Source organism: Providencia sp. PROV189 (genome assembly GCF_028480065.1).
GTDB classification, from domain to species: domain Bacteria; phylum Pseudomonadota; class Gammaproteobacteria; order Enterobacterales; family Enterobacteriaceae; genus Providencia; species Providencia stuartii.
On sequence record NZ_JAMPOG010000031.1, the window covers coordinates 26,735 to 53,310 of the forward strand.

Consider the following 26,576-nt stretch of genomic DNA (forward strand, 5'->3'; position numbering starts at 1 on the left):
CAATAACGAAGGAGTACTCATATGGAAGCCATCGTTAACACACTCGTTGGATACATTTGGGGCAACGCATTAGTGATTTTATCGCTCGGTGTCGGGCTCTATTTTACATTAGCTACACGCGGTGTTCAGTTTCGCTATTTGATTAAAATGGTCTGTTTGCTCAAAGAAAATAAATCATCAAAAGAGGGCATATCTTCATTCCAAGCTTTTTGTCTTGCGCTATCAGGGCGGGTAGGTGTAGGTAATATTGCTGGTGTGGCTACTGCCATTGCGGCGGGCGGGCCAGGGGCGATATTTTGGATGGTAGTGATGGGGCTTTTAGGTGGTGCTAGTGCATTTATTGAATCGACACTCGCTCAGATCTATAAGCAACGCTCCGATGGGCAATACCGAGGTGGCTCGCCTTACTATATCGAAAAAGGGTTAAAACTAAAGCCATTTGCGATTATTGTCGCTGCTGTGATCTGTCTATCTTACGGTGTGTTAGTGCCGGGGATCCAAGCGAATACCATTGCTGACTCTTTCCAAACGTCTTTCAACATTCCGCCTATCGTTACAGGTGTGATTATTACCTTATTGATGGCGTGGTTGATTTTCGGTGGTGTTAAGCGTATTGCCAGTGCTGCCGATAAAATCGTTCCTCTGATGGCGGTCGCTTATATTGTCATGATGGTGATAATTTTAGGTAGCCATTATGACAAAGTTCCTGCCATGTTTAGCCTAATCTTTCGGAGCGCTTTAGGGATGGATGCCGTTTTTGGTGGCATCGTCGGTACCGCGGTTTCGTGGGGTGTTCGACGCGCTGTATTTTCTAATGTTGCGGGTGCGGGGGAGGCCACGTTTAGTTCGGCGGCGGCTGAAGTGAGTCATCCGGCGAAGCAGGGGTTGATTCAAGCGTTCTCAATCTATATTGATACTCTTGTGGTGTGCACGGCTTCAGGGCTCATGATCCTAGTCACCAATATGTACAATGTTTTCCCCGATGGAGGAGCAACGGCGCTGATTGAACATGTCCCGGGAGTGGCTGCAGGAACTGCGTGGACACAAATGGCCGTCTCAACAGTATTTGAATCAACGGGCTCTGGTTTTGTCTCAATTGCCGTGTTTTTATTCGCATTTACCACCTTGATGGCATATTACTATATCGCAGAGACAACCATTGTTTATCTAGACCGTCAACTCAAATATCCCATTCTCAAGTTGGTCCTAAAAATGGTCTTTTTGCTTATTCTGTTTATGGGGAGTGTGCAGTCCGTTAGCATGATGTGGAGCCTTGGTGATATTGGGTTTGGTAGTATGAGTTATCTTAACTTAATCGCGATAGTCTTTTTATCTAAACCAGCACTTCGCGCACTACGTGACTATGAACGCCAAGAAAAATTGGGAATCGATCCGGTTTTCGACCCGAAAGTCGCGGGCGTTGAAAATGCACAATTATGGGAAGAGATCAGTCGCGAATATCAATCGCAAACACAATCACCACAACATAAACAGATTGGAAAATTAACCGAAGAGCAGGAATAACATAAGAGGGCATTGATTTGATTAAAAATGGCGGTGAGGGAGGGATTCGAACCCTCGATACGTTGCCGTATACACACTTTCCAGGCGTGCTCCTTCAGCCTCTCGGACACCTCACCGTATTTTTAAATGCAGGTTGCTAACAAACGATATAACTTGTGTTGCAACGGGGCGCTACTATAGGGAAAAGCCGGGCTTGCGTCAACTCCCTATTTGCGCTTTTTACAGTTTTACTGCTTGTTTAGTTAAATATAAAACAATTTGGTTATTATCTAATCTTGAATGGTGAATCTGTGATCGACTTAAACTTCAAGTATTAATTATAAAATTCGTTAGCGGCTTAACAAAATGCTCATCATAACATTCATCAACCGTTGTATTCGCTTGAAAATGAGACATTTTCGGCACACTCTGTTGTAAACATAAGAGGAGTTGTCATGAATATTCTATTTTATCATCCATTTTTTGATGCTAATGAGTGGATCGACGGCATGAAAGCTAGACTTCCACAAGCCAATATTCGTCAATGGGTTAGGGGCGATAAACAAAGTGCCGATTATGCTATGGTTTGGCTCCCTCCTTATGAATGTCTAGCAGGGCGAAAAGATCTGAAAGGTATATTTGCGTTGGGGGCGGGTGTTGACGCCATTTTGAAGCAAGAGCATGAGAACCCAGGAACATTACCTGCTGGCGTGCCTTTAATGCGCTTAGAAGACACGGGCATGGCATTACAAATGGAAGAGTATGCGATGGCGAAAGTCCTCTATTACTTTCGTCGAATGGATGAATACCGCCAATTTCAATCGCAACGTCAATGGAAACCGTTGCCAGCCTATCGCCATGATGAGTTTGTCGTCGGGGTAATGGGGGCTGGCGCATTGGGGCAAGCGGTGGCTAAAAGGCTCGTGGAATTTGGTTTTCATGTGAGAACGTGGAGCCGAAGCGCAAAACAGCTCAACAACGTAAAGAGCTATTATGGACAAGAACAGCTAGGGGCGTTTCTGCAAGGTACACGGGTGATTATTAATTTATTGCCAAGTACCCCCCAAACAGTCGGAATTTTGAATCAAAGCTTATTTAGTCAGTTACAAAAAAATGCCTTTATTATTAACCTTGCTCGTGGCTCGCATCTTATTGAACAAGACTTATTGGCAGCATTAGAGTCGGGGCAAGTTGCAGGTGCCTCTTTGGACGTATTTGCCAGTGAACCTTTACCACAAATGCATCCTTTTTGGACACACCCGCGCGTTGCGATTACACCCCATATTGCCGCGATTACACTACCGCAAGAAGCGATGGACATGATCAGCAGCAATATTCAACGCATTGAAAATGGGCAAACACCTGTCGGGATTGTTGATATGCAACGCGGTTATTAAGGTATACTTATTTTATTTCAGGTTGCAGCTTGGTTGATGGCACTGCTTTATATTCTTCATGCCATCATTTCTTATCCTTGCTGCGCCTCAAATGACTTAGAGTATGCTGGTGATAAGCCACCGTATAATGCGAAAACAGGAACCTGACATGAACGAATTTTCGATCGTTTGCCGTATTTTGGGAACACTCTTTCAGCGCTCCCCCGATGATAGTGTGGTAAAGCCATTACTGGATATGATAGCCCAAGATAAATTAAAGGCATCTTGGCCATTGGAGCAAGATGAGTATTGGGCGCGCATGGCAAAATCGGTTGATATGGCAGCGATTACCGCCGACTATCAAACGTTATTTGGTGGAGAAACACCTGCGGTTTCGGTGTTTGCCCATGATTATGATGATGAAATCGCGGAAGCGGAAATCCGTGAATTTCTTGTTGAGAGGGGGATGGCTCTGACAAACGCGAGAACCGATGCCTTTGGTGCGCTCTTATTGGCGGCATCTTGGCTTGAGGATCAAGCGGCAGAAGATGAAACAGCGGCGCAAATTGAGCTATTTGATAGCTTTATATTGAGTTGGTATGGTGCATTTCTAGGCAAAATGGAAGCTCATGCGACAACGGCATTTTATCGTACGCTGGCGCAAATTGCGCGTGATGCAGTGATTGCATTACGTGATGAATTAGAGTCAGAGTGACAGCGTCACTTTTGGTGTAATAAAATCCGCCTCTAAGCGAACCTTGTCAATGTAAATTGGCTATCAGAAAAACGAGGTAAGCCACTTAAGAGGTTTTTGTATTGGTATTAAGTATAACGCGTAGCATTTTGATAAACGGGTATATAGGTAGATAAAGAAAAGGCAACGTCTAAAAACGTTGCCTTTTGTGCTGTTTTCAATCGAAAATTTTTATGGATGTTAGTCAACTAAAGGAATAACGAGCTTGCCTGGTTTGATTTCAAGCCCTTTTGCTAATTTTTTAGCCGTTGCCTCAGCTGCACTATTTTCTGGATTCAACACATAAACCGGTTGTGTCTCAAAAAAGGTTTCTAATGAACTGTTGAGGTATGGGATCACGGCAGCAATAGCGGTATCCATACTCTCAGGAGTGACAGTGTATTGGCTGATGTTCAGCTCTTTTAAGTAAATGGCGCCTGCTTGAGCGTCAAAATAAGGGCGAGCCGTTAGGGTAAGCACTATTTTGGCCTCGGCTTTACCTAATAAAGTATCTAAGTTGACTGCGGCATCCCCCGTTAAGGCGATTTTCCCCGGCTCACTGCGACCAATTTCTGATTTCAAGTTGGTTAATTGGATGTCTGCATCCGCGACGCCAGAAATACCAACTTTATTGTTATATTTAACTTTATTTGCAAGATACTGATTAACTGTATTTTCGCTAATCGAAAATTCAGTAAGTTGGCTACAGCCAGTGAGTAAAGTCAAACAGCCAATCAGAGCCGCCAATATAAATTGTTTCATAAACACTCCTTTTACAGTAACTTGACTATCTTATCCTATAATTATGGTTAATTGGTCTTTTACCCACATTTTTGTTAGTTAAAGTTTAAATTTATGGGCGTGTAGAGTCTAAATATCTCCGTTATTAACCACTTAACATAGCAGATTCAATTTTCTTACGGTTAAATTGTTTATGCAGTGCCCAAAGAGTGATGAAACCAATTACACCTAATAAAAACCACGGTAATTGTGGCAGATCCCATTGGTGACCAATATCGTACATCCAACCTCCACCAGTGTAGCCAACAGCACCTCCTAAAGCTAATCCTAAGCGGCTAAACCCCATATAACTACCGCGTGCACGTGGATCTGCCAGTGAAGCACTTAATGTTTCTCGTGCAGGATCGGCGGTTACAGTGCCTAAATAAAATAAGCATATTAATCCAAATAAAACAGGTAAAGAGCTCGTCATACCGATAGGAAACATGCTTAAACTCATTAAAAACAATCCAGCCATTAAACGCTGCTCAAGGCGAAAATATTTTTCACTCCAACGGGCGATGGGATAAAGTAACGTTAATGAAATAACGGCTTCAATGGCATACATCCATTTCACTGCGGTTGGCGTGCCTGCGATTTCATTCACAACAATAGGGAACATCAGCATAACCTGTACAGAGAGCATAAAATAACCAGCTAACGTGACCACATAGGTCACAAAACGGGTATCTTTGAGTACTCGGCTCATACCTTCTTTGATTGGTGTTCTTACCGTTGAAATACGGTAGGCCGGGAGTAGCCAAGCATTACAAATAGCGGCAAGTACAAAGACGGCCGCGCCAGCCCAACAGACATAATGGAAATCGTATTGCAGTAACCAACTACCAATCAGTGCACCAATAACGGCGCCCGCGCTGTCTTGCATGAGCAGCAGAGAATAAAAGCGTCCACGCTCATAAGGCCTTGTTAGCTTAATAACTAATGCGGTTCTTGGAGGATCAAATAGTGTTCCACCTAATGCTGACAAGACACAGGAGAGCCACAACACCCAAGGGTCATTGGCAATTGCCATGAGCACAAAGCCACAGGCTCGCAATAGCATCCCTATGACTATCATTGGCTTAGCGCCAAAGCGGTCTGCAATAGCACCACCAAAGATCCCAAGTCCTTGCTGAACAAATTGTCTCAGACCTAAAGCAAAGCCAACAATGACGGCGGCCCAACCTAGCTGGTCAACAAAGCGAATAGAGATCAATGGAAACACGACAAAAAAACCGAGAACAACCAGCATGTTGTCTAGGAGTAAAAAATATTTACCTAGACTTCTTGCCTGTGACACCTGCGCCATGACACACCATCGTAAAAAATAATAAAGAGGGAAGGATTCTTAATGTTTCTCATCAATAATATCAGTAGAATAGAAAGGGGAAGATGATATTTTTTTATCGTTATACCTAATGGTTATTGATAATGTGTTTTTATCCTTATGCCATCTCTGGCGATTTAATTTTTAAAAGGGTTAACGATGTTTGGTTATCGGACAAATGAACCAAAAGTGCGTCTTGTGACAGAAAGGATGGTTGTACGGTTAGCATATGAGCGTGACGGCTATCGATTAGCAGATTACTACAGCGAAAACAGAGAATTTTTGAAACCTTGGGAGCCAACCCGAGACAGTTCACATTTCAATCCATCAAGCTGGAATAGTCGCTTACATTTAATGACCGAGCTGCATCGTCAGGGAAACGCCTATCATTTTTTACTCTTAGACAGTCAAGAAAATGAAGTGATGGGTGTGGCGAATTTCAGTAATGTATTGCGTGGTGCTTTTCATGCGTGCTATCTAGGCTACTCATTAGGTGAAAAGTGGCAGGGGCAAGGGTTGATGTATGAAGCCCTTTCACAAGCTATCCGTTATATGCAAAAACATCAAGGGATGCACCGCATTATGGCTAATTACATGCCACACAATTTGCGTAGCGGTAACCTTTTGGCTCGTCTCGGTTTTGAGCGAGAAGGGTATGCCAAACAATATTTGCAGATTGACGGCCAGTGGCGTGACCATGTACTTACGGCGTTAACCGATGCAAATTGGAAACCGGTGAAACCCTAATTAACGGTATACGCCTAATAATTCGAGTGCAGCGTATCAAAATTATCAGCTTGCTGCTCTCGGACTCGGGCAAGTAACCTCTGATTTTATCATCCAATCATAGTCAGTCATGCTCCACGCTGATAAACTGGCATAATTGTTTTCTTTTAGTCTACCTATCATGAATTTATTAAAATCATTAGCAGCGATAAGCTCAATGACCATGATGTCTCGGGTACTTGGATTTATCCGTGACGCAATTATCGCTCGGGTATTTGGTGCAGGGGCAGCCGCGGACGCCTTTTTTGTCGCCTTCAAATTACCTAATTTATTACGCCGTATTTTTGCAGAAGGGGCGTTCTCACAAGCATTCGTGCCAATACTGGCGGAATATAAAAACCAACAAGGCGATGAAGCAACTCGTACTTTTGTGGCGTATATTTCGGGGATGCTTACCCTCGCACTAGCGATTGTCACCGTGATCGGTATGATTGCCGCCCCTTGGATTATCTATGTGACGGCGCCGGGCTTTGCTGCCGATGCCGATAAGTTTGCATTAACCACAGACCTACTGCGGGTCACCTTTCCTTATATCTTTTTAATCTCACTCGCGTCGTTAGCTGGTGCAATTTTAAATACATGGAATCGTTTTTCGGTTCCTGCGTTTGCGCCAACGTTGTTGAATGTGAGTATGATTTTCTTTGCAGCATTTGCGGCGCCTTACTTTGATCCTCCCGTAATGTCATTAGCTTGGGCCGTGATTGTGGGGGGAATTTTGCAACTGGTGTATCAACTCCCGCATTTGAAAAAGATTGGCATGTTAGTTCTGCCACGGATCTCTTTTCGCGATAGTGGTGTTTGGCGAGTAATGAAAATGATGGGACCTGCCATTATTGGGGTATCTGTTAGCCAAATTTCGTTGATTATCAATACTATTTTCGCATCATTTCTGCAATCTGGCTCAGTGTCTTGGATGTATTATGCGGATAGGTTGATGGAGTTGCCATCAGGGGTGCTGGGTGTTGCATTAGGAACCATTTTGTTACCTTCGCTATCGAAAAGTTTTACTAGTGGTAACCATCAAGAATATCGTCATTTAATGGATTGGGGCTTACGCCTCTGTTTATTGCTCGCCTTGCCTTGCGCGATTGGTTTAGCGATCCTTTCGGAAGCGCTTACCGTATCGCTGTTCCAGTATGATAAGTTTACAGCTCATGACTCATTGATGACGCAATACGCATTAATGGCCTATTGTGTAGGGCTGACAGGGATGATCCTAGTGAAAATTTTGGCGCCAGGGTTCTATTCACGTCAGGACATTAAAACACCAGTTAAAATCGCTATTGTCACATTAATTCTAACTCAGTTAATGAACTTAGCATTTATTGGGCCAATGAAGCATGCCGGATTAGCACTGTCGATTGGTTTAGCAGCGTGTTTTAACGCAGGTGTCCTTTATTGGCAATTACGCAAGCAAGAAATTTTCAAACCACTTGCCGGTTGGCGAGGTTTTATTTTTAAACTCGTCATTGCCCTTATCGTGATGTCAGCGGTTCTGTTTGGTGTATTGCACTTTATGCCAGAATGGCAAGAAGGCAATATGGCCATGCGTTTATTGCGCTTAATTTTTGTGGTGATTATTGGTGCTGGGAGCTATTTCGCCGCGCTATTCGCTTTAGGTTTCCGCCCAAGAGATTTTAAAAAGCAGAGTATTTAAGCCACAATAAATAACTGAAACGCCCCATTGGGGCGTTCAGAAATTCTTATTGTAGCAATTTTCTCACTACCCATTTGCTTGGCAATAGTATTAGGCATACACAAAGCGCTTAAGTAGCGCCTTATGCCACCCGCAGTATTTAACAGGTTGTTAAAATTTTGTCAGTAATGACAGGGCCATTTGAGCTGGATTATTAGTCAAATAGTCCTGTAATAATCCATTCATTGGAAGATCATGTACGTCGAGTCTTGGCTTTTCCCCGTGGGGTAGCGATACATGCCACCTTGCCACGGCTTTGCCGATCGATATAACAGCAGGATTAACAGGGGGATTATTGGCTCGTATGTCTCAACGTAATAAAAAAATGACCATTGCACTTAACTATATATCGGGGATAGCGCTGGTATTGATTGGTTTAATACTTCTATATGATAATTTCATTTTCAAGAGATGAATTTAAGGTTAAATGTGTCAAAACAGTATCGGCATCTTTGCCTGACTATAATGATACATTTAACCAGAGAAAAATAATTACTAACATTTGCTGTAAAAAACGTCATAACAGCTGGTAAGAAGCTTCGTGAAAATTTTAAAGAGAGGGGCTTTCGTCTAATAAATAATATCGCTGATTCATATAATGAGGCCGCTTTTTATTACGGTATTGGAGGGGCATGCTATTTCGTCTCTCAGCTCTAACGCTCATATTGAAATAAAGCGGTCTAAAGAGCACGAAAAAAATTTCCTGAAATTGAGTCGACAGAAACAATAAACCCTATGCACAGCATAGGGTTTATTATCAATATGACACTTAGATATCAGCTTACATACGTTCGACGGTATCGATCCCTAAAGTATCCAACCCAGCTTTTAATGTCTTCTGGGTCAATAGCGCTAATTTTAAGCGGCTTTGGCGCTGAGCTTCATCTTCGGCACTTAAAATAGGACAGTGTTCATAGAAGCTTGAGAACAGGCCGGCTAAATCATAAAGGTAAGCGCACATAACATGTGGCGTACCATCACGTGCGACCATCAAGATGGTTTCTTCAAATTGCATCAAACGCGTAGCAAGTGCAATTTCACGTGGGTCTTGTAACACGATAGGCAGTGTGAGATCCGCTTGTGTCACGTTTGCTTTTTTGAAGATTGAGGCGACACGCGTATAAGCATATTGCATATACGGTGCGGTATTACCTTCGAAAGCTAACATGTTATCCCAATCAAAAATATAATCCGTTGTACGGCTTTTTGATAAGTCTGCATATTTTACTGAACCAATACCGACAACATTTGCAACGTTGTTTAACTCATCTTCTGGCATATCGGGGTTTTTGCTGCGGATGAGTACTTGCGCACGTTCAATCGCTTCATCTAATAAGTCAGAGAGGCGAACAGTACCGCCTGAGCGAGTTTTAAAAGGCTTGCCATCTTTACCGAGCATCATGCCAAACATGTGATGTTCGAGAGACATTGATTCTGGGATATAACCGGCTTTACGTACGATTGTCCATGCCTGCATCAAGTGTTGGTGCTGACGTGAATCAATATAGTAAAGTGCACGGTCAGCATGCAGTACTTCATGACGATATTTTGCACAAGCGATATCTGTTGTCGTATATAAGAAGCCGCCATCTTTTTTCTGGACAATAACGCCCATAGGCTCGCCTTCTTTAGTTTTAAATTCGTCAAGATAAACGACAGTAGCACCTTCGCTTTCTACCGCGAGCCCTTTGGCTTTCAAGTCAGCGACAATCCCAGGCAGCATATCGTTATATAAACTTTCGCCCATGACGTCATCTTCAGTTAACGTCACGTTCAAGCGACGATAGGTTTCTTGGTTTTGCTGCATGGTGATATCAACCAGTTTACGCCACATTTTACGGCAGTACTCATCACCTGATTGCAATTTAACCACGTAACCTCTTGCACGCTCAGCGAATACTTCATCACTGTCATAGTGTTGTTTTGCTTCGCGGTAAAACTCCTCGAGATCTGCCAATGCCATGTCACTTGCATTTTCATTTTGCATTTTTTCGAGGTAAGCGATCAGCATACCAAATTGCGTACCCCAGTCACCAACATGGTTAGCACGGATCACTTTATGCCCTAAAAACTCTAAAGTACGTGCGGCAGCATCACCGATAATTGTCGAACGCAAATGGCCTACGTGCATCTGCTTGGCCACGTTTGGCGCGGAATAGTCGATGACGATAGTTTCTGATTTAACAGGGGATAGGCCAAGGCGATCACAGGTTAATGCTTGTTCCACTTGTGTGGTGAGCCAGCTTGGCTCAAGGAAAATATTGATAAAACCCGGCCCTGCGATTTCTACCTTGCTTGCAATACCTTCAAGATCTAAATGGCTGACAATCTGCTCGGCCAGTTGTCGGGGATTGATGCCCATTTTTTTAGCAGCGCCCATTACACCGTTGGCTTGATAGTCACCAAACTGCGCTTTCGCTGATTGACGCACAAGGGCATCACTGCCTTCTGGAGCTCCCGCTGCCTGCATTGCAGCACTGATTTTATCTGAAAGAATAGCCTGAATATTCACCGGATTACCTTAAATAACGAACCATAGTTATCGCATTGTGCCATCACATGCGTAGAACTAAAAGAAAGAAGAGAAAATTCGGCAGGTTTTATACCATATTTTAAGGGAGTCGTGCTACAGTCTGGCAGTTTTATTCACGGTATAGCTGTCATATTTCAATAGCGTTGATAACACAACAGACGAAAAATTGAGAGTATATCGCGAATGCGAAGAGATAAACGGTGTTTAGAAAAGAGTGTGTTGAATGACTGAATTTGCCAATGTGCCTGAACTGCAAGATCTATGGAACACGTTGCCTGAGTTTGAGCAAAAATTAACGCAAATGGCTAAAGTATTAGCTTTATCCTTAAACGATCACCTGATAGACCATGTTTCTGTCCGTTGTCATCATAATGAAACAGCAGAGCGCTGGCGGAAAGGCCTTCACCAATGCGGTCAGTTACTGTCTGAAAATGAAATTAACGGGCGTCCGATCTGTTTATTCGAGTTGAACAAACCATTAATAATCGCATCTCAACAGGTTTATGTGGTCGAATTGCCTTTTCCAAAAGGAAAAATGTACCCACAAGAGACATGGGAGCACGTTGAGATGGTCATTAATGTCGCCCCAGAACAGCTAGAGCAGAGTGCATTGGCATTACTGCCACATCCGCTTCCAGAAGGCTACAGCTTGAAAATGAGTCAACCGAAAGGGCTGTTAGAAAGATTGCCTAATCCGACATTAGCAGTGACAAATGGGATAATTACTTTGAAATATCACCCTTACGCGCTGAAACAGATTATTGAAAGCGAAAAATAAGTGATGTAATTAACGTTATTACGAACAATTCGTAAAAAACTGTTAATGGTGTGATGTTAATCCGGTAACGTTCAAAAATTAGTGGCATCATTAATCGAATGTTAACGATTAACAAGTTCCTTTAAGTTATTAATTAGATGTTAAAGCAACACTTTAATCCTACGTTTTGGAGGTGGTCATGGCAAAATTGGAAATTTGCTGTTTCGGTATCGAATGTGCACAAGTTGCACAAGAATACGGCGCTGATCGTATTGAATTATGCTCCGGTGCAGCAGATGGCGGCCTGACACCAAGTTATGGCTATCTAAAATTAGCAAGCGAAAAACTTCATATCCCCGTTCATCCTATTATTCGTCCGCGCGGAGGCGATTTTTGCTATAACACGAATGAATTTGAAGTAATCTGTGAAGATCTGCGGATGGTGAAAGAGATGGGCTTCCCAGGGGCAGTTATCGGAATCCTCGATACCGAAGGGCGTATCGATATCGACCGCATGGCGATATTGATGGAAATAGCAACGGGAATGAATATCACGTTTCACCGCGCATTTGATATGTGCGTGAATCCCTTATTAGCCTTTGAACAACTAAAAAGTTTAGGGGTTGCTCGTATTCTTACATCGGGGCAGCAGCAGAATGCAGAGTTGGGATTACCGTTACTTAAAGAGTTAAACGAAAAAAGTATTGAAATTAACGGCCCAGTGATTATGGCTGGTGCAGGGGTTAGGCTGGCTAATTTAAGTAAGTTTATGGAAATAGGGCTGGTAGAATTGCACAGTTCGGCGGGGAAATCAGTTCCGTCAAGTATGAGTTATCGTAAAGCAGGGGTGACGATGGCATCAAACAGTGAAAATGATGAATTTACTCATTACTGCGTTGATGGGCCAACCGTTGAAGCGATGAAAGATTTTATTTCGATCACTGAAAAGATTTCGGCATAAAAACGAAACTATTCAATAATAATTAATAAAAAGGGAGAGTTTTATCTCTCTTTTTATTTTAGGTCATGTAATCAATACAGAAAAGAGATAGTAAGTAATAAATCGTTCAATATAGCCTTTTACCCATAAAACAGTATTCAAAGTCATTTTAGAGATCATGCTAAATAAGAATTAAATGATAAGGCAATATCGATAAGATATTAAAAAGGGGAATAGTTTCGCGCTTTAAAGAGAACAGTTATATGCTGTTTTTCTCGAGGTAATAAGGCATAAGAAACCGCGTATAAGATAATCTTCTTTATCCATAAATACACGTAAATTGATTGGGCCGTTATAGAAAATAAGATAATAACGTGCCCAATAAAATTACCTTAAACTAGGATTTGGCTGGAAAAACAGCGTTTGCATAAGAAACACCATTTTCTAGGATCTCAATTGCCAATGGTAGCAGCTTTGAGGGTTTTCCACCGTTATCCTCAGTCGTATAATTTCCTAATACAACGAGGTTCTTATCTTTTTCAGCCCCATGGATATATTTTACGACGGAATTTTTTATAGGCTCTAACTCATAGATCTTTTGATTCAGTATGGAAGCAAAATAGACATCATCACCTTTTTTATAGGCAACAACAGTAACCAAACGTCCTTCTGTTGAGTCAACGACCTTGAGTGTTTCAGGGCTTAATTCATTGTCGTAAATCTCTTTTGCTCTATTAATGAGATGAGCTCTCACTCGATTACCGACTGATGAATCGTTAATATAGTTTTCGATTTGAGCTAACCCATTCATATTATCTATAAACGCTTTATTTTGAAGGTTCTGCGCTTTAATACCACCCTCATAACTGCCGTGCTCACAAACTAAGGCAGGAAAGCTGTCTTTACGAATGCGATTGCCAACACGAACAGAGTTAATTACGATATCGTCACCGATATAGACTTCACTAATAAATGGCCTAAACCCCATAAATTCATTTTGATTATTCTTTGCATTAAACTCACCACAAACGATGGCTTCATCGGCATTCCTATGAACAACAATATCTTTATATTGTATTGAGTCAGGATCAGGATAATGTGTGGCAATCTCTTTTTTTATTGCAGTATGAATTTTATTTTCTGGGGGGGAGCAAGCGAATAAGAGAAAAGAGAGAGGAAAAATAAAAAAATGGGGCAGTTTCATGATCGTATCCAAATGAGTCTGTCATTAATAAAGGCTAACCGCTATTTAATTTTTGTATAAGTATATTATATCAATAAATATTGAGAGATAAAATGTTTGCAGGGTTTGATAAATGTATTATTACTATTTGGGCAACTACAGATTTAAAAATACGGAGAATAAATTGAGAAAAGAATAAGAGTGAAACAAGTCACCCTTATTCGATGATTTTAGGGTTTACGTGCAACGAGGATAGCGCGTAATGGAGCAGGGTAACCTTCGATGGTTTTTGTTGAGTCATTAGGGTCTAGAAATTCTGCTAATGAATCCGTTTTCATCCACTCAGTACGGCGCTGCTCTTCAACTGTGGTGACGGCTTGGTCAACGATCCGCACATCAACAAAGCCACATTTTTCTAACCAAACTTTAAGCATTTTAGCCGATGGAATAAAGTAAACGTTACGCATTTGTGCATAACGGTCACCGGGTACTAAGCACTGGAACTCATCCCCTTCAACAACCAAGCTTTCTAAAATTAGCTCGCCTTCACTGACTAATTGATTTTTTAGCTGCCATAAGTGGTCAAGAGGAGAACGACGATGATAGAGCACTCCCATTGAAAATACGCTATCAAAGGCATTAAGTGCGGGGAGCTGTTCGATGCCTAATGGTAATAAATGAGCGCGTTGGTCATCGCCCAGTAATTTCCTAACCGCTTCAAATTGGCAAAGAAACAGTTGTGTAGGATCAATCCCGACGACAAATGAGGCGCCTTCGCCTAACATGCGCCACATGTGGTAACCACTACCACAACCCACATCAAGGATCATTTTATCCTTTAAAGGGGAGATGTGAGGTAAAACCCGATCCCATTTCCAATCAGAGCGCCATTCCGTATCGATATTGATACCGTATAGAGAGAAAGGGCCTTTACGCCAGGGTTTTAATTGCTCAAGAATACTATTAAGACGGCGAGTTTCCCCTGCGGATAATTCAGGGTCACGTATCGCAGTTACGCTATTTTTTAAATCGAGTTGGGTGGGGGTCATGATGGGTAAATTTTCTAACATTTTTTCCCATGATTTGAATCCACCGTGTAATTGCGAGTTTTTCCACTCGCTAAGTTGAGCGGGTAATGTTTCAAGCCAATGACTTAAAGGGCCTGTTGCAATTTGCTGATAAAAGCGCCCGAAATCAATCATAACTGTGCCTCTTTAAGTGCTAATAAGGAGCCAAAGTTAAAGCATTGGAACCATACTTCACAATGCGTAAAGCCGGCTTGTTTTAACCGTAACTTATGTGTTTCAACAGAGTCGGTCAGCATAACATTTTCTAACATGCTGCGTTTCTGGCTGATTTCTAATTCGCTATAACCATTTGCACGTTTAAAATCATGATGCATATTGAATAACAACTCACCAATCTCTTTGTCTTCAAAATTGAATTTTTCTGACAGCACAAGGATACCGCCGGGTTTGAGGCCTTGATAAATTTTAGTTAATAGCTGTTGGCGGTCATTAGGATTAAGGAACTGCAACGTAAAATTGAGTACCACCATCGATGCATTTTCAATAGGGATATCGCGAATATCACCTTCGATAACCTCGACGGGCGTTGCGGCTTTGTAAGCGTCAATATGACGACGGCAACGTTCAACCATTGCAGGTGAATTATCGACAGCAATGATTTGGCAATGTTGCGCGGTAATATTGCGGCGAATTGACAGCGTTGCTGCTCCCAATGAGCAACCAAGATCATAGACACGGCTGTTTTCGGTGACAAAGCGCCCAGCTAGCATCCCAATCATCGTGATAATGTTTGAATAACCCGGCACCGAGCGCTGGATCATATCGGGAAAGACTTCGGCAACTTTTTCATCGAATTGCCAATCACCTAAGTTGGCAATCGGAGCGCTAAAGAGGCTGTCTTTATTGTTGGATTCCTGACTTGACATAAGATCTGTGTATGTAAAACAAAAGTAGTTGCGGATTGTAGCAGAAAAGGCGCGTAACCTGAAAATCAATCAGTCAAAACAGCAATAAAAGTTTTACGACACTTAAATAAAGTGCCGCGCTGATAATAAAAATTAAAGATTGAAGGAAAAAATTTGGATCCAAGGTAGGTAATAGATATTGGCGATAACCATCAATGTCATGGCAATATAGGTTGCCGCCATGCCTGAGCGACGATAAGAGATATCATGATTTTTCAGGCCATAAGAGTGGAGTATACGCCCTGCGATTAAAACTAAGCCACATAAGTGGATCATCCAAACCTGCGCGCCGTTCATCTCCATAAAAAGCAATAATATCAAAGCAATGGGGATGTACTCTATAGCGTTACCATGAGCGCGAATCGCTGTTTGTAGCTCATAGAAACCCCCATCACCATAAGATACTCGATATTGATTTCTGAGCTTCACAACATTCAACGATAGTTTAAGTAGTAACAAAGCGCCCAGTACAGCATACAGAGAGCTGACCATTTATTCACTCCATTGCTTAACCAAATTGATTCACTGATTGATTAAAACTATTCACTATATTAATAGATATTAGTAAAATTTACTAATAGTATAATGTCTAATTAGTCTACCTTTAAATTAAGGCTCCACAACAACGTAATCTGTTGGTGATTAACTTAATTAATTAGGCCATCTTGTTGTAATTTCGCCATAATGATCGCGGCAGTGGCTGAACATTTTGCTAGGTCATGGCTATCAAACCAAGCAAGCTCCGCAATTTCTGCGGCAGGGCGAGGGGTACCATTATAATGCGCAAAATAGCAACGAATACGTACCTGAGTTCCATCTTGTTTACCATCAGCAGCGCCAATAAATTCATCATAAAATTGAAGAGAATCTTTATGTAAGGTTAAGGTTAACTCTTCTTCAATTTCTCGACATAAGGCTTGTTCATCACTTTCGTTAGGTTCGCGCTTTCCGCCCGGAATATAGAAGAGTGTCTTATTATGAGAACGAACCATTGCTACTTTGCGGTCAACAAGTGTAATTAAGCTTAACTTATCGATAATTTTATTGTCCATTGCCTTTAACTCTTTGTTTTAAGTGTTGGGGCCACTATGATGTGATGTTAATAATATTACTCAAATATAATGAAAACAATGGGTTTTGTATGGTTCCCCATTAGTAGACAGAATCATGGTCCACTAATGGGTAATATAAAATTTTATATGAATTATTTGGCTTTATTAATAATTTCAACTAACTCATATCTGACATTTGGGGCATCAGCAGGCGGATTAGCAACGTCAAATTGTTTGACTTTCAAAGTGTATTGGTAGCCTGGTTCATATTCAAACCCTTGGATATTGCCATAAAAAAATTCCCACTCGGCATTTGGGTCTTGTTTGACTTTCATACATTTCATGGGGGCAACACCAACGCAATCAGCCAATGTTGAATCAATATAAAAAGTTTTTGTGTTATCAGCAGGTTTCACGGTTTGGCAGCCTACAAGCAGTAGAAATAGAGAAGAAACGAAGAGACTTTTTTTCATCGGATGGCCTTATATGCAGTTCAAATAAGTATGATTATAATAAATAACAGCAGGTAATTATTCTTAAATCAATTCAAATTGAACAATTATTTTGCTCGTATGCAGTTAAATAGGTTTTTGTTTGTTATCACATTCATCGTCGTGCAGTGATGAGCTAGAATAACCCTATTATCTATTTTGTTTGAAAATTAAGCATCATTTTGTTTCGAGCGCGTAAGGATAATGGATAACGCAAACACCATTGTCTATGTTGCGGTCATGAAACAGAATAACGCAATTAAATAAACCCGCCTTGCAATATGTACATAACTCGCGGAGTCACTTAAAATCACCAACAGTCATAAATTCTGTTTATAGCCATGTACAGTCATCGTTACGTGTTTCGATTAACTTTTAATCGATTAAAAGATGATTAAAAACAAAAATATTAGCTGTGTCCGCTAATACGTAACTGTTTGTGCAACAGAATTTCCTGTATAATGTCTGCCTTTTTGACATTCTGAATGTTCAGCAAAATGCCAAATTTCCGCAGCAAGTAAAATGCACAACAAGCTGAGTAAAAAAGGATATTGTATGCGTACTAACTATTGTGGGCAGTTAAACATTGCTCATGAAGGCCAAAAGGTCACTCTTTGTGGATGGGTAAACCGCCGTCGTGATTTGGGTGGTTTGATTTTTATCGATATGCGTGACCGAGAAGGTGTCGTGCAAGTATTTTTCGACCCTGAGCGCAAAGACCTCTTTGAAAAAGCTTCGGAATTGCGTAATGAATTCTGTATACAAATTACAGGAACTGTCCGCGCTCGCCCAGATAACCAAAAAAATAAAGATATGGCGACGGGGGAAATTGAAATCTTTGCTGAAGATCTCAACGTTTTTAATAAATCAGAGCCACTGCCGTTAGATAGCAACCAATCTAATACGGAAGAGCGCCGCTTAAAATACCGCTATCTTGACCTACGTCGCCCTGAAATGTCAGAGCGCTTACGCACTCGCGCAAAAATTACCAGTTTCGTCCGTAACTTTATGGACAAAGAAGGCTTTATCGATGTCGAAACGCCAATGCTGACCAAGGCAACGCCAGAAGGTGCTCGTGACTACTTAGTGCCAAGCCGTGTGCATAAAGGTAAATTTTATGCGTTGCCACAGTCACCACAATTGTTTAAACAATTGCTGATGATGTCTGGCTTTGACCGCTATTATCAAATCGTTAAATGTTTCCGTGATGAAGACTTGCGTGCAGACCGTCAGCCTGAATTTACCCAGATCGACGTCGAAACGTCATTTATGACGGCAGAACAAGTACGTGAAATCATGGAACGCATGATCCGCCAATTATGGTTGGACGTTAAAGGTGTTGATCTCGGTGACTTCCCAATAATGACCTTCGCAGAGGCAATGCGTCGCTACGGTTCAGATAAACCTGACCTACGTAACCCAATGGAATTAGTGGATGTAGCTGATATCGTTAAAAATGTCGAGTTTGCCGTTTTTTCAGAGCCAGCGAACGATCCAAAAGGCCGTGTTGTGGCATTGAAAGTGCCTAACGGTGCTGTCATGACTCGTAAACAGATTGATGAGTATGGTCAATTTGTTAGCATCTATGGTGCCAAAGGGCTAGCATGGATGAAAGTAAACGAACGTGCAAAAGGTTTAGAAGGTATTCAAAGCCCTGTCGCTAAGTTCTTAAATGAAGACGTTATTAACCAACTTCTTGAAAGAACAGAGGCCGCTGACGGTGACATTCTGCTGTTTGGTGCGGGAGCAAAAAATGTTGTGACCGATTCAATGGGGGCATTGCGACTGAAAGTAGGTCGTGATTTTGAACTGACAGACTTAAATAGCTGGAAGCCACTTTGGGTGATTGATTTCCCAATGTTTGAAGAGGATGGCGAAGGTGGCCTAAGTGCAATGCACCACCCATTCACTTCACCACGTGACTATTCACCGGAAGATCTGGCCAAAAACCCAGAAGAAGCTGTTGCTAATGCCTATGATATGGTCATCAATGGCTATGAAGTCGGTGGTGGCTCTGTGCGTATCCATCGTAGCGAAATGCAACAAACCGTGTTTAATATTCTAGGTATTAATGAACACGAACAACGTGAGAAATTTGGCTTCTTGCTAGATGCATTAAAATACGGTACACCGCCACATGCCGGTTTGGCGTTTGGTCTCGACCGTTTAGTCATGCTATTAACGGGAACTGATAATATTCGTGATGTTATTGCATTCCCTAAAACAACGGCTGCGGCGTGTTTACTAACTAGTGCACCAAGCCAAGCGAATCCAGATGCACTAACAGAATTAGCTATTTCAGTTGATGCAAAAAACGCTGAAGACTAATTTATTCGACATGAATAGTTTTAAACGCCCAGAGTCGGTGTTAGTGATCATTACCGCTGAAAGCAGCGGTAATGTGCTTATGCTACGGCGCAAAGATGATCCCGATTTTTGGCAATCCGTAACGGGTAGCTTAGAAGATCATGAAGGTGCGTTTGAAACCGCAATGCGGGAAGTCCGTGAAGAAACGGGCTTCCTCCCCCAAGAGGGGCAACTGTATGACTTGGCGCGTGAAGTCACTTTTGAAATTTTTGCGCATTTCAGGCATCGTTATGCTCCCGGTGTAACACATTGCAAAGAGCACTGGTTTAAAATGGTACTGCGTGTTGAACAAGTACCACTTTTGACGGAGCATACTGAGTTTTGTTGGGTTCCACCGCAGAAAGCGGCGGAATTAACGAAATCTTGGAGTAACCGTCAAGCTATTTTAGAATTTGCTATTTAATTATTTTATTGACGTTTTTGGAGATATTTCATGGCAGGTCATAGTAAATGGGCCAACACCAAACACCGTAAAGCGGCACAAGATGCTAAGCGCGGTAAGATTTTTACTAAAATTATCCGTGAGCTGGTGACAGCGGCGCGTTTAGGGGGCGGTGATCCTGCTACTAACCCGCGTTTGCGTGCTGCTGTGGATAAAGCATTATCGAACAACATGACCCGTGATACTTTAAACCGCGCAATTGCGCGTGGTGTTGGGAATGATGAAAACGATAATATGGAAACTATCATTTATGAAGGCTATGGCCCAGGCGGCACAGCGGTGATGGTTGAATGTTTGAGTGATAACCGTAATCGTACCGTTTCTGAAGTGCGTCATGCTTTCACCAAAACTGGCGGTAACCTCGGAACAGATGGTTCAGTTTCCTACTTATTTACTAAGCGTGGCGTTATCACTTATGCACCGGGCGTTGATGAAGATGCCTTGATGGAAGCTGCATTAGAAGCGGGCGCTGAAGATGTTGAAACTTATGACGATGGCGCTATCGACGTTTACACCACACCAGAAACTTTTGGTGAAGTGAAAGATGCTCTGGATGCAGCTGGCTTTACTAGCGAAGCGGCCGAAGTTTCGATGATCCCATCAACTAAAGCAGAGCTGGATGTTGAAACAGCACCTAAATTACTGCGCCTAATCGATATGTTGGAAGATTCTGACGACGTGCAGGAAGTTTATCATAACGGTGATATCTCTGACGAAGTAGCAGCACAACTGTAATCAGCTATCACTCGCGTAGAGAAAGCGGGCTGAATTCAGCCTGTTTTCTCTAACGCATCTCTAATAATAGCTGCTCCTTTATCTACTCTGCGTGGCTTACTGGTTTGCCATCTAGCGCTTTTGTGCATTTTGTCTTTCCTGTCTGTTTTTTTGGGCCTAATGATATTGGGAAATAGGCTATTTCTGTGCTTTTTTATCTCAGCTTAGAGAGACTCGCTAGTCATAGTCGCTTATCAATACGATTATTAAGGCACGGCATGAGTATTGTCGCCGCGGAAAGATACAGATAAGATGATATTAAAAGTAATAATGGATATTAATAGGCTTTGATATGGCGATTATTTTAGGTATAGACCCCGGTTCACGTGTAACGGGCTATGGTGTTATCCGCCAACAAGGCAGGCAACTTTTTTATTTAGGAAGTGGTTGTATTCGTACTCAGGTTGATGATTTACCAAGCCGTCTGCAACGTATTTATGCGGGAGTCTCGGAAATTATCACTCAATACCAACCCGATGTATTAGCAATTGAACAAGTGTTTATGGCAAAAAACGCCGACTCAGCCTTGAAATTGGGCCAAGCTCGTGGTGTAGCGATTGTAGCAGGTGTTAATCAAAATATTCCTGTGTTTGAATATGCTGCGCGGCAAGTGAAGCAAACCGTTGTCGGTACAGGGGCCGCGGAAAAAAGCCAAGTACAGCATATGGTTAAATCGATACTTAAACTTTCTGCTAATCCTCAATCAGATTCAGCGGATGCCTTAGCGATTGCCATAACGCATTGTCATTTTAATCAGAATTTGCTTCGTGTTGGCGATCCTCGCTTAGTGTTAACGCGTGGGCGATTAAGATAGTGACTGGATATACGTCCAGCCTTTTTTATGGTATAAACAGCGCTATCAATAAAATAAACTGAGGGCTTCAAGGTGATAGGTCGTTTACGCGGTATTGTATTAGAAAAACAACCCCCCATTGTTTTGTTAGAATTGCAAGGTGTTGGCTATGAAGTCCATATGCCAATGACCTGCTTTTATGAATTACCCGAAATCGGTCAAGAAGCCATTGTATTTACCCATTTTGTGGTGCGTGAAGATGCGCAATTATTGTATGGTTTTAATGACAAACAAGAGCGTGCACTATTCAAAGAGCTGATTAAAGTGAATGGTGTTGGGCCTAAACTGGCTTTAGCGATATTATCAGGGATGTCGGCTCAACAGTTTGTTTCTGCTATCGAACAAGAAGCGATTTCATCATTGGTTAAACTACCGGGAATTGGTAAAAAAACGGCTGAACGTTTGGTCGTTGAAATGAAAGACCGCTTTAAAGGCCTCAATGGTGATCTGTTTAACCAACACAGTGATATTAAGCTGCCGGATGTCAATGTCAAAGTATCAAGCCGCGCTGATATTGAAGCGGAGGCGGCAACCGCACTGGTCGCTTTAGGTTATAAACCACAAGAAGCCAGTCGTATGGTCAGCAAAGTGGCTAAGCCAGACAGTGATTGTGAGTCATTGATCCGTGATGCATTACGTGCAGCACTTTGATTGAGAGAAAATAACGATGATTGAAGCTGATCGCCTAATTTCTGCTGAAGTGATCCATGATGAGGAAGAAGCGATTGATCGCGCGATCCGCCCTAAATTACTCAATGAGTATATCGGGCAGCCACAAGTTAAAGAGCAGATGGAAATCTTTATTCAGGCGGCTAAGTTACGAGGTGATGCACTTGATCATCTATTAATTTTTGGCCCTCCAGGTTTAGGTAAAACCACGCTTGCAGGGATAGTCGCGAATGAAATGGGGGTAAATTTACGGACGACCTCCGGCCCAGTACTCGAGAAAGCGGGAGATTTAGCGGCGATGCTCACCAACTTAGAGCCGCATGATGTGTTATTTATTGATGAAATCCACCGCTTATCTCCCGTTGTTGAGGAGATCTTGTATCCCGCAATGGAAGATTATCAACTTGATATTATGATAGGGGAAGGGCCAGCAGCGCGCTCGATCAAAATTGATTTACCGCCTTTTACTTTAATTGGGGCAACAACACGGGCTGGCTCTTTAACTTCACCATTACGTGATCGTTTTGGTATTGTGCAGCGCCTTGAATTCTATAATGTCGATGATTTGCAATACATTGTGAAACGTAGCGCTCAGTTTATGGGTGTAGAAATTAGTGAAGAAGGGGCTAGACAAGTCGCCATGCGCTCGCGAGGTACACCGCGTATTACTAACCGTTTATTACGCCGTGTACGTGATTTCGCACAAGTCAAAGGTGATGGCAGCATCAATGAGCTAATTGCTAGCCAAGCACTCGATATGTTGAACGTCGATGCCGCGGGTTTTGATTACCTTGACCGGAAACTGTTAGTCGCCATTATTGATAAATTTATGGGTGGACCTGTGGGGGTTGATAACCTTGCAGCGGCTATTGGTGAAGAGCGGGAAACCATCGAAGATGTTTTAGAGCCATTTTTGATCCAACAAGGTTTTATCCAGCGCACTCCTCGTGGTCGGATGGCAACAGCTCACGCTTATCTACACTTTGGTTTAACTCCGAAAGAAGTTTAAGTGCTTAATGTCAGAAATTTCCCCCTTTACGGATAGGAAAAATAAAGGGGGAATATGATGCTACACGATCATTTACTCATTTGAATTAGGATCAAATGAGTAAGGGGAATCATATAATTCTAATGCTGGATCTGTACGAATCTGATAATTTAAAATGTCGTATAAATCAAATGAATTCCAATTTTGGCACTCTTTCTTATTGATCAACTTGTTATTTTTATAAACAGCTAATCCCTTAAATGCCCAGCCGCGCCCCTCGCCTTGATACAACAAATAGCTGTATGGGCCATTTTGAAAACGAATATATAGAGATTCACCAGCAATAAAATGTCCTTGCCCAACAAAAATATTTCTCGCTCCTTTTTCATTAAGCGGTAAGGTTATCTCTGGCTTAGCCAAAGTTCCGTATCGATATTGTGGTGTTTTCCCCGGGTCGACTATCACGCTAACATACTTTTTATTCTCCAGTTGGCAGGTAAATTCTGCGGCCATCACTGGTGTTGCAGATACCCCAATTATAACCATCCCAAGTAATGTTTTATTCATTTCGATACCTTGATACTTAATATTATTAGAGTATTAAGTATTTATTTTTTATTTTAATTAACGAGATGGTTAAGACTGAAAATAGCAAAAGTGTGAAGTTGATATAAAATAAAACCGCTCAATGGGGTATCACCTATTGAGCGGTAAGAGAAAAGCCTCAGTCGGTATTAATTTTTCGTTTTGACTAATAAGCTAAAGGCAAACAAGATTGCAGCGGTTAAGACCACTGAAGGGCCGGCTGGCGTATCGTAAAACGCGGAGAATGTGAGGCCTCCTGTCACCGATAACATACCAATTAAAATCGCGATCAGTGCCATTTGCTCTGGTGTTTTAGCGAAACGGCGTGCTGTGGCGGCAGGGATAATTAATAAAGATGTAATAATTAGCGCACCGACAAATTTCATTGCGATCCCAATGGTCAATGCAGTGACTAACATCAGTAGCAGACGTAGGCGTTGAATATTGACACCATCAACAAAAGCGAGCTCTTGGTTAACCGTCATGGAAAGCAGCGCCCGCCAGCGCCAGCAAAGTAAGCCGCAGACTACAATCACACCAATAAAGATAGTGATAATATCCTCGTAATTAACCGAAAGGAGATCCCCGAATAAGTATGCCATTAGGTCAACACGCACATTGGCCATTAAGCTGACAACGACGAGGCCGAGGGATAAGGCGCTGTGAGCCATAATGCCTAATAAGGTGTCAACAGCCAGCTGAGGGCGTCGTTCTAACCACACTAAAATCAAAGACAGCAGCAAAGTGACAGCAATTACGGCATAGAATGGGTTGATATTCAGCAATAGGCCAAATGCCACACCTAATAAAGAAGCGTGTGCAAGGGTATCTCCAAAATAAGACATGCGGCGCCATACCACAAAGGATCCTAACGGGCCGGCAGCAATCGCCAATAACATCCCCGCAATCCAACCGGGTAACAGTAACTCAATCATGACGGCACTCCTTATTATGAATATGAGGAGCCACAACGTTACCTTCTAAATCATGTTGATGGTTATGATGGTGGCGATAAACGCCGAGTTGTGATGCGCCACGATAGCCAAACATCGCAACAAACTCAGGGTGGTTCGATACAACATCGGGTGTCCCTGAACAGCAAATATGCCCATTAATACATAATACTTTATCCGTTTTCGCCATGACTAAATGCAGGTCGTGAGACACCATCAGTACGGCACAACCAAGCTCTGTGCGTAATTGGTTAATTAAGTCATAAAGTGCGACTTGCCCATTCACATCAACCCCTTGAGCGGGTTCATCCAGAACCAAAAGGTCGGGCTTATTCAATAAAGCACGTGCTAATAACACACGCTGTGTTTCGCCACCAGATAGTTTCTGCATTGGCTGTGTCAATAAATGGGCGGCTTTAACACGTTCAAGAGCAGGTAACAGTTGGTCTGAACGAACAGCAGGTTTTAGCATTAAAAAACGCTTTACGGTTAATGGTAAGGTGGCGTCTAAATGTAATTTTTGTGGAACATAGCCAATAGACAGTGAAGCGGCTCGCTCAATGATACCTGTAGTCGGCGCTAACAGTCCTAGCACGACCCGAACAATTGTCGATTTGCCCGCGCCATTAGGGCCTAACAAAGTGACAATATCGCCTTTATTTAAGGTAAAGCTGACGTCTTTGAGCACCTGTTTCTCGCCAAAAGAAACGGAAATTTTATTTAAATTCAGTAATGGTTGCATGTGAAAAACATCTTGCAGAATTCATGTTGTGTTATATTATAACATTTCAAAATTAAAATCACGGAAAAAGACGTCTATGATACATAAATCTCAATTCAATGCCCGACAATTTATTTTAGGCGCCGTTGCGGCATCTGTCCTTAGCACAACGTTGGTCACTGCGGCAAAGGCGGATGTTGTGACCTCTATTCGCCCACTTGCCTTTATTGCCGCGGGTATCGCTGATGGTGTGACTGATACTCAGGTCTTGCTGCCAGATGGTGCATCACCCCATGATTATGCGCTTAAACCTTCTGATTTGAGGAAAATTAAACAGGCAGATCTTTTTGTTTGGGTAGGCCCCGATATGGAGATGTTTTTAGATAAGCCACTCAAGACGTTACCACAGGATAAACGTCTGGCGCTGGCAGAACAAGCAAATATTATTCCCTTGCTGATGAAAGGGGATGAGGAAGAGGCGCATGACCATGAACAGGGTGATGAAGCTAATCATGATGAGGATCACGAACATCACCACCACGGTGAGTATAATATGCATATTTGGCTGTCGCCCGAGATTGCAAAACAGGCTGCGTTAGACATTCACGATCGTTTAGTAGTGCTTTATCCTGACCAAAAAGATAAGCTGGACGTAAACCTTCGTAAATTCAATGAAAAAATGACGCAAAACGATAAGAAAATTGTTAATATTTTAGAACCAGCCAAAAACAAGGGCTATTTTGTTTTTCACGATGCCTACGGCTACTTTGAAAAACACTATCGGTTGGCTCCTTTGGGGCATTTTACGATAAACCCGGAAATTCAGCCTGGTGCACAGAAATTACATAAAATACGAACTCAATTGGTTGAGCATAAAGCACAATGTGTTTTTGCTGAACCCCAATTCAGGCCAGCCGTCATAGAGAGCGTAGCAAAAAATACGGGAGTCAAAATGGGAACTCTCGACCCGCTAGGTAGCGGGCTGGAAATAGGACCAGATAGCTATATGCAGTTTTTAACGCAACTGTCTAAGCAATACGCGAGCTGCCTGAATTAAACAAGAAGGAATTGTTT

General features: G+C 42.2%; 26 protein-coding genes and 1 tRNA gene. 14 read left to right on the plus strand and 13 right to left on the minus strand.

Annotation, left to right across the window (positions count from 1 at the left end; translation table 11 throughout):
- Positions 1-21 precede the first annotated feature (21 nt).
- Complete coding sequence (locus PR833_RS16395) at positions 22-1,524, plus strand: alanine/glycine:cation symporter family protein (RefSeq protein ID WP_004919417.1); 1,503 nt, start codon at positions 22-24, stop codon at positions 1,522-1,524.
- Between the two features lie 28 nt (positions 1,525-1,552).
- On the opposite strand, the gene PR833_RS16400 is transcribed toward PR833_RS16395, so the two are convergent.
- Positions 1,553-1,640: transfer RNA gene (locus tag PR833_RS16400), tRNA-Ser, on the minus strand.
- Between the two features lie 318 nt (positions 1,641-1,958).
- Here PR833_RS16400 and ghrA point away from each other — a divergent pair.
- Positions 1,959-2,900, plus strand: coding sequence for a glyoxylate/hydroxypyruvate reductase GhrA (gene ghrA, locus PR833_RS16405; RefSeq protein ID WP_014658283.1), 942 nt, complete (start codon positions 1,959-1,961; stop codon positions 2,898-2,900).
- Between the two features lie 148 nt (positions 2,901-3,048).
- Positions 3,049-3,594, plus strand: coding sequence for a TorD/DmsD family molecular chaperone (locus PR833_RS16410; protein ID WP_014658284.1), 546 nt, complete (start codon positions 3,049-3,051; stop codon positions 3,592-3,594).
- Positions 3,595-3,813: 219 nt separating this feature from the next.
- Here PR833_RS16410 and PR833_RS16415 read toward each other — a convergent pair whose 3' ends face one another.
- Together PR833_RS16415 and mdtH are read right to left on the minus strand one after the other, a co-directional pair.
- The gene (locus PR833_RS16415) at positions 3,814-4,374 is read right to left on the minus strand and encodes a lipoprotein (RefSeq protein WP_272526355.1); all 561 of its coding nucleotides are present in this window, start codon (positions 4,372-4,374) and stop codon (positions 3,814-3,816) included.
- 124 nt (positions 4,375-4,498) lie between these two features.
- Positions 4,499-5,701 carry a multidrug efflux MFS transporter MdtH gene (mdtH, locus tag PR833_RS16420; protein ID WP_004919425.1) on the minus strand — a complete coding sequence of 401 codons (1,203 nt, stop codon included), beginning with the start codon at positions 5,699-5,701 and terminating at the stop codon, positions 4,499-4,501.
- A gap of 177 nt (positions 5,702-5,878) precedes the next feature.
- On the opposite strand from mdtH, the gene rimJ reads away from it, so the two are divergent.
- Complete coding sequence (rimJ, locus tag PR833_RS16425; protein WP_004919428.1) at positions 5,879-6,466, plus strand: ribosomal protein S5-alanine N-acetyltransferase; 588 nt, start codon at positions 5,879-5,881, stop codon at positions 6,464-6,466.
- A gap of 160 nt (positions 6,467-6,626) precedes the next feature.
- A complete protein-coding gene (gene murJ, locus PR833_RS16430) occupies positions 6,627-8,162 on the plus strand; it encodes a murein biosynthesis integral membrane protein MurJ (protein ID WP_004919431.1) in 1,536 nt (511 codons plus the stop codon).
- A gap of 820 nt (positions 8,163-8,982) precedes the next feature.
- On the opposite strand, the gene argS is transcribed toward murJ, so the two are convergent.
- Entirely contained in the window at positions 8,983-10,713 is a 1,731-nt protein-coding gene (argS, locus tag PR833_RS16435) for an arginine--tRNA ligase (RefSeq protein ID WP_014658286.1), read from the minus strand.
- Between the two features lie 244 nt (positions 10,714-10,957).
- Here argS and PR833_RS16440 point away from each other — a divergent pair, with 244 nt between their 5' ends.
- Positions 10,958-11,512 carry a VOC family protein gene (locus PR833_RS16440; protein WP_272526356.1) on the plus strand — a complete coding sequence of 185 codons (555 nt, stop codon included), beginning with the start codon at positions 10,958-10,960 and terminating at the stop codon, positions 11,510-11,512.
- A 178-nt stretch (positions 11,513-11,690) separates the two neighbouring features.
- Complete coding sequence (gene cutC, locus PR833_RS16445) at positions 11,691-12,452, plus strand: copper homeostasis protein CutC (RefSeq protein ID WP_014658287.1); 762 nt, start codon at positions 11,691-11,693, stop codon at positions 12,450-12,452.
- 376 nt (positions 12,453-12,828) lie between these two features.
- Here the strand turns inward: cutC and PR833_RS16450 are convergent, their stop codons facing one another.
- The 6 genes from PR833_RS16450 to PR833_RS16475 all read right to left on the minus strand — a co-directional run bounded on the left by PR833_RS16450 (position 12,829) and on the right by PR833_RS16475 (position 17,132).
- Entirely contained in the window at positions 12,829-13,635 is an 807-nt protein-coding gene (locus tag PR833_RS16450; RefSeq protein WP_104873459.1) for a hypothetical protein, read from the minus strand.
- A 209-nt stretch (positions 13,636-13,844) separates the two neighbouring features.
- Complete coding sequence (gene cmoB / locus PR833_RS16455; protein ID WP_004919439.1) at positions 13,845-14,816, minus strand: tRNA 5-methoxyuridine(34)/uridine 5-oxyacetic acid(34) synthase CmoB; 972 nt, start codon at positions 14,814-14,816, stop codon at positions 13,845-13,847.
- The gene (cmoA, locus tag PR833_RS16460; protein ID WP_004919440.1) at positions 14,813-15,568 is read right to left on the minus strand and encodes a carboxy-S-adenosyl-L-methionine synthase CmoA; all 756 of its coding nucleotides are present in this window, start codon (positions 15,566-15,568) and stop codon (positions 14,813-14,815) included. The genes cmoB and cmoA overlap by 4 nt, the downstream gene beginning before the upstream one ends.
- 132 nt (positions 15,569-15,700) lie before the next feature.
- Positions 15,701-16,099 carry an MAPEG family protein gene (locus PR833_RS16465; protein ID WP_004919441.1) on the minus strand — a complete coding sequence of 133 codons (399 nt, stop codon included), beginning with the start codon at positions 16,097-16,099 and terminating at the stop codon, positions 15,701-15,703.
- A gap of 155 nt (positions 16,100-16,254) precedes the next feature.
- Entirely contained in the window at positions 16,255-16,659 is a 405-nt protein-coding gene (locus tag PR833_RS16470) for an NUDIX hydrolase (RefSeq protein WP_272526357.1), read from the minus strand.
- A gap of 152 nt (positions 16,660-16,811) precedes the next feature.
- Positions 16,812-17,132, minus strand: a complete 321-nt coding sequence (locus PR833_RS16475; RefSeq protein ID WP_036940116.1) for a DUF4377 domain-containing protein — start codon at positions 17,130-17,132, stop codon at positions 16,812-16,814.
- A gap of 573 nt (positions 17,133-17,705) precedes the next feature.
- Here PR833_RS16475 and aspS point away from each other — a divergent pair.
- From aspS to ruvB, 6 genes are all read left to right on the plus strand, one after another.
- Positions 17,706-19,478: an aspartate--tRNA ligase gene (aspS, locus tag PR833_RS16480; protein ID WP_272526358.1), complete on the plus strand. Its 1,773-nt coding sequence runs from the start codon at positions 17,706-17,708 to the stop codon at positions 19,476-19,478.
- Positions 19,479-19,488: 10 nt separating this feature from the next.
- Positions 19,489-19,920, plus strand: a complete 432-nt coding sequence (gene nudB / locus PR833_RS16485) for a dihydroneopterin triphosphate diphosphatase (protein WP_169342169.1) — start codon at positions 19,489-19,491, stop codon at positions 19,918-19,920.
- Between the two features lie 30 nt (positions 19,921-19,950).
- Positions 19,951-20,694, plus strand: coding sequence for a YebC/PmpR family DNA-binding transcriptional regulator (locus tag PR833_RS16490; protein WP_004919448.1), 744 nt, complete (start codon positions 19,951-19,953; stop codon positions 20,692-20,694).
- Between the two features lie 331 nt (positions 20,695-21,025).
- Complete coding sequence (gene ruvC, locus PR833_RS16495; protein ID WP_272526359.1) at positions 21,026-21,547, plus strand: crossover junction endodeoxyribonuclease RuvC; 522 nt, start codon at positions 21,026-21,028, stop codon at positions 21,545-21,547.
- A gap of 72 nt (positions 21,548-21,619) precedes the next feature.
- Positions 21,620-22,237 (plus strand): Holliday junction branch migration protein RuvA, encoded by a 618-nt coding sequence (gene ruvA, locus PR833_RS16500; RefSeq protein ID WP_004919453.1) that lies wholly within the window; start codon positions 21,620-21,622, stop codon positions 22,235-22,237.
- Between the two features lie 16 nt (positions 22,238-22,253).
- Positions 22,254-23,264: a Holliday junction branch migration DNA helicase RuvB gene (ruvB, locus tag PR833_RS16505; protein ID WP_004919456.1), complete on the plus strand. Its 1,011-nt coding sequence runs from the start codon at positions 22,254-22,256 to the stop codon at positions 23,262-23,264.
- 72 nt (positions 23,265-23,336) lie between these two features.
- Here the strand turns inward: ruvB and PR833_RS16510 are convergent, their stop codons facing one another.
- From PR833_RS16510 to znuC, 3 genes are all read right to left on the minus strand, one after another.
- On the minus strand, positions 23,337-23,810 hold the full coding sequence (locus PR833_RS16510) for a hypothetical protein (RefSeq protein WP_004919459.1): 474 nt from the start codon (positions 23,808-23,810) through the stop codon (positions 23,337-23,339).
- Positions 23,811-23,977: 167 nt separating this feature from the next.
- The gene (gene znuB / locus PR833_RS16515; RefSeq protein WP_014658292.1) at positions 23,978-24,763 is read right to left on the minus strand and encodes a zinc ABC transporter permease subunit ZnuB; all 786 of its coding nucleotides are present in this window, start codon (positions 24,761-24,763) and stop codon (positions 23,978-23,980) included.
- Complete coding sequence (gene znuC / locus PR833_RS16520) at positions 24,756-25,523, minus strand: zinc ABC transporter ATP-binding protein ZnuC (RefSeq protein WP_004919464.1); 768 nt, start codon at positions 25,521-25,523, stop codon at positions 24,756-24,758. The genes znuB and znuC overlap by 8 nt, the downstream gene beginning before the upstream one ends.
- Positions 25,524-25,599: 76 nt before the next feature.
- Here znuC and znuA point away from each other — a divergent pair, with 76 nt between their 5' ends.
- A complete protein-coding gene (gene znuA, locus PR833_RS16525) occupies positions 25,600-26,559 on the plus strand; it encodes a zinc ABC transporter substrate-binding protein ZnuA (RefSeq protein ID WP_004919466.1) in 960 nt (319 codons plus the stop codon).
- Positions 26,560-26,576 lie beyond the last annotated feature (17 nt).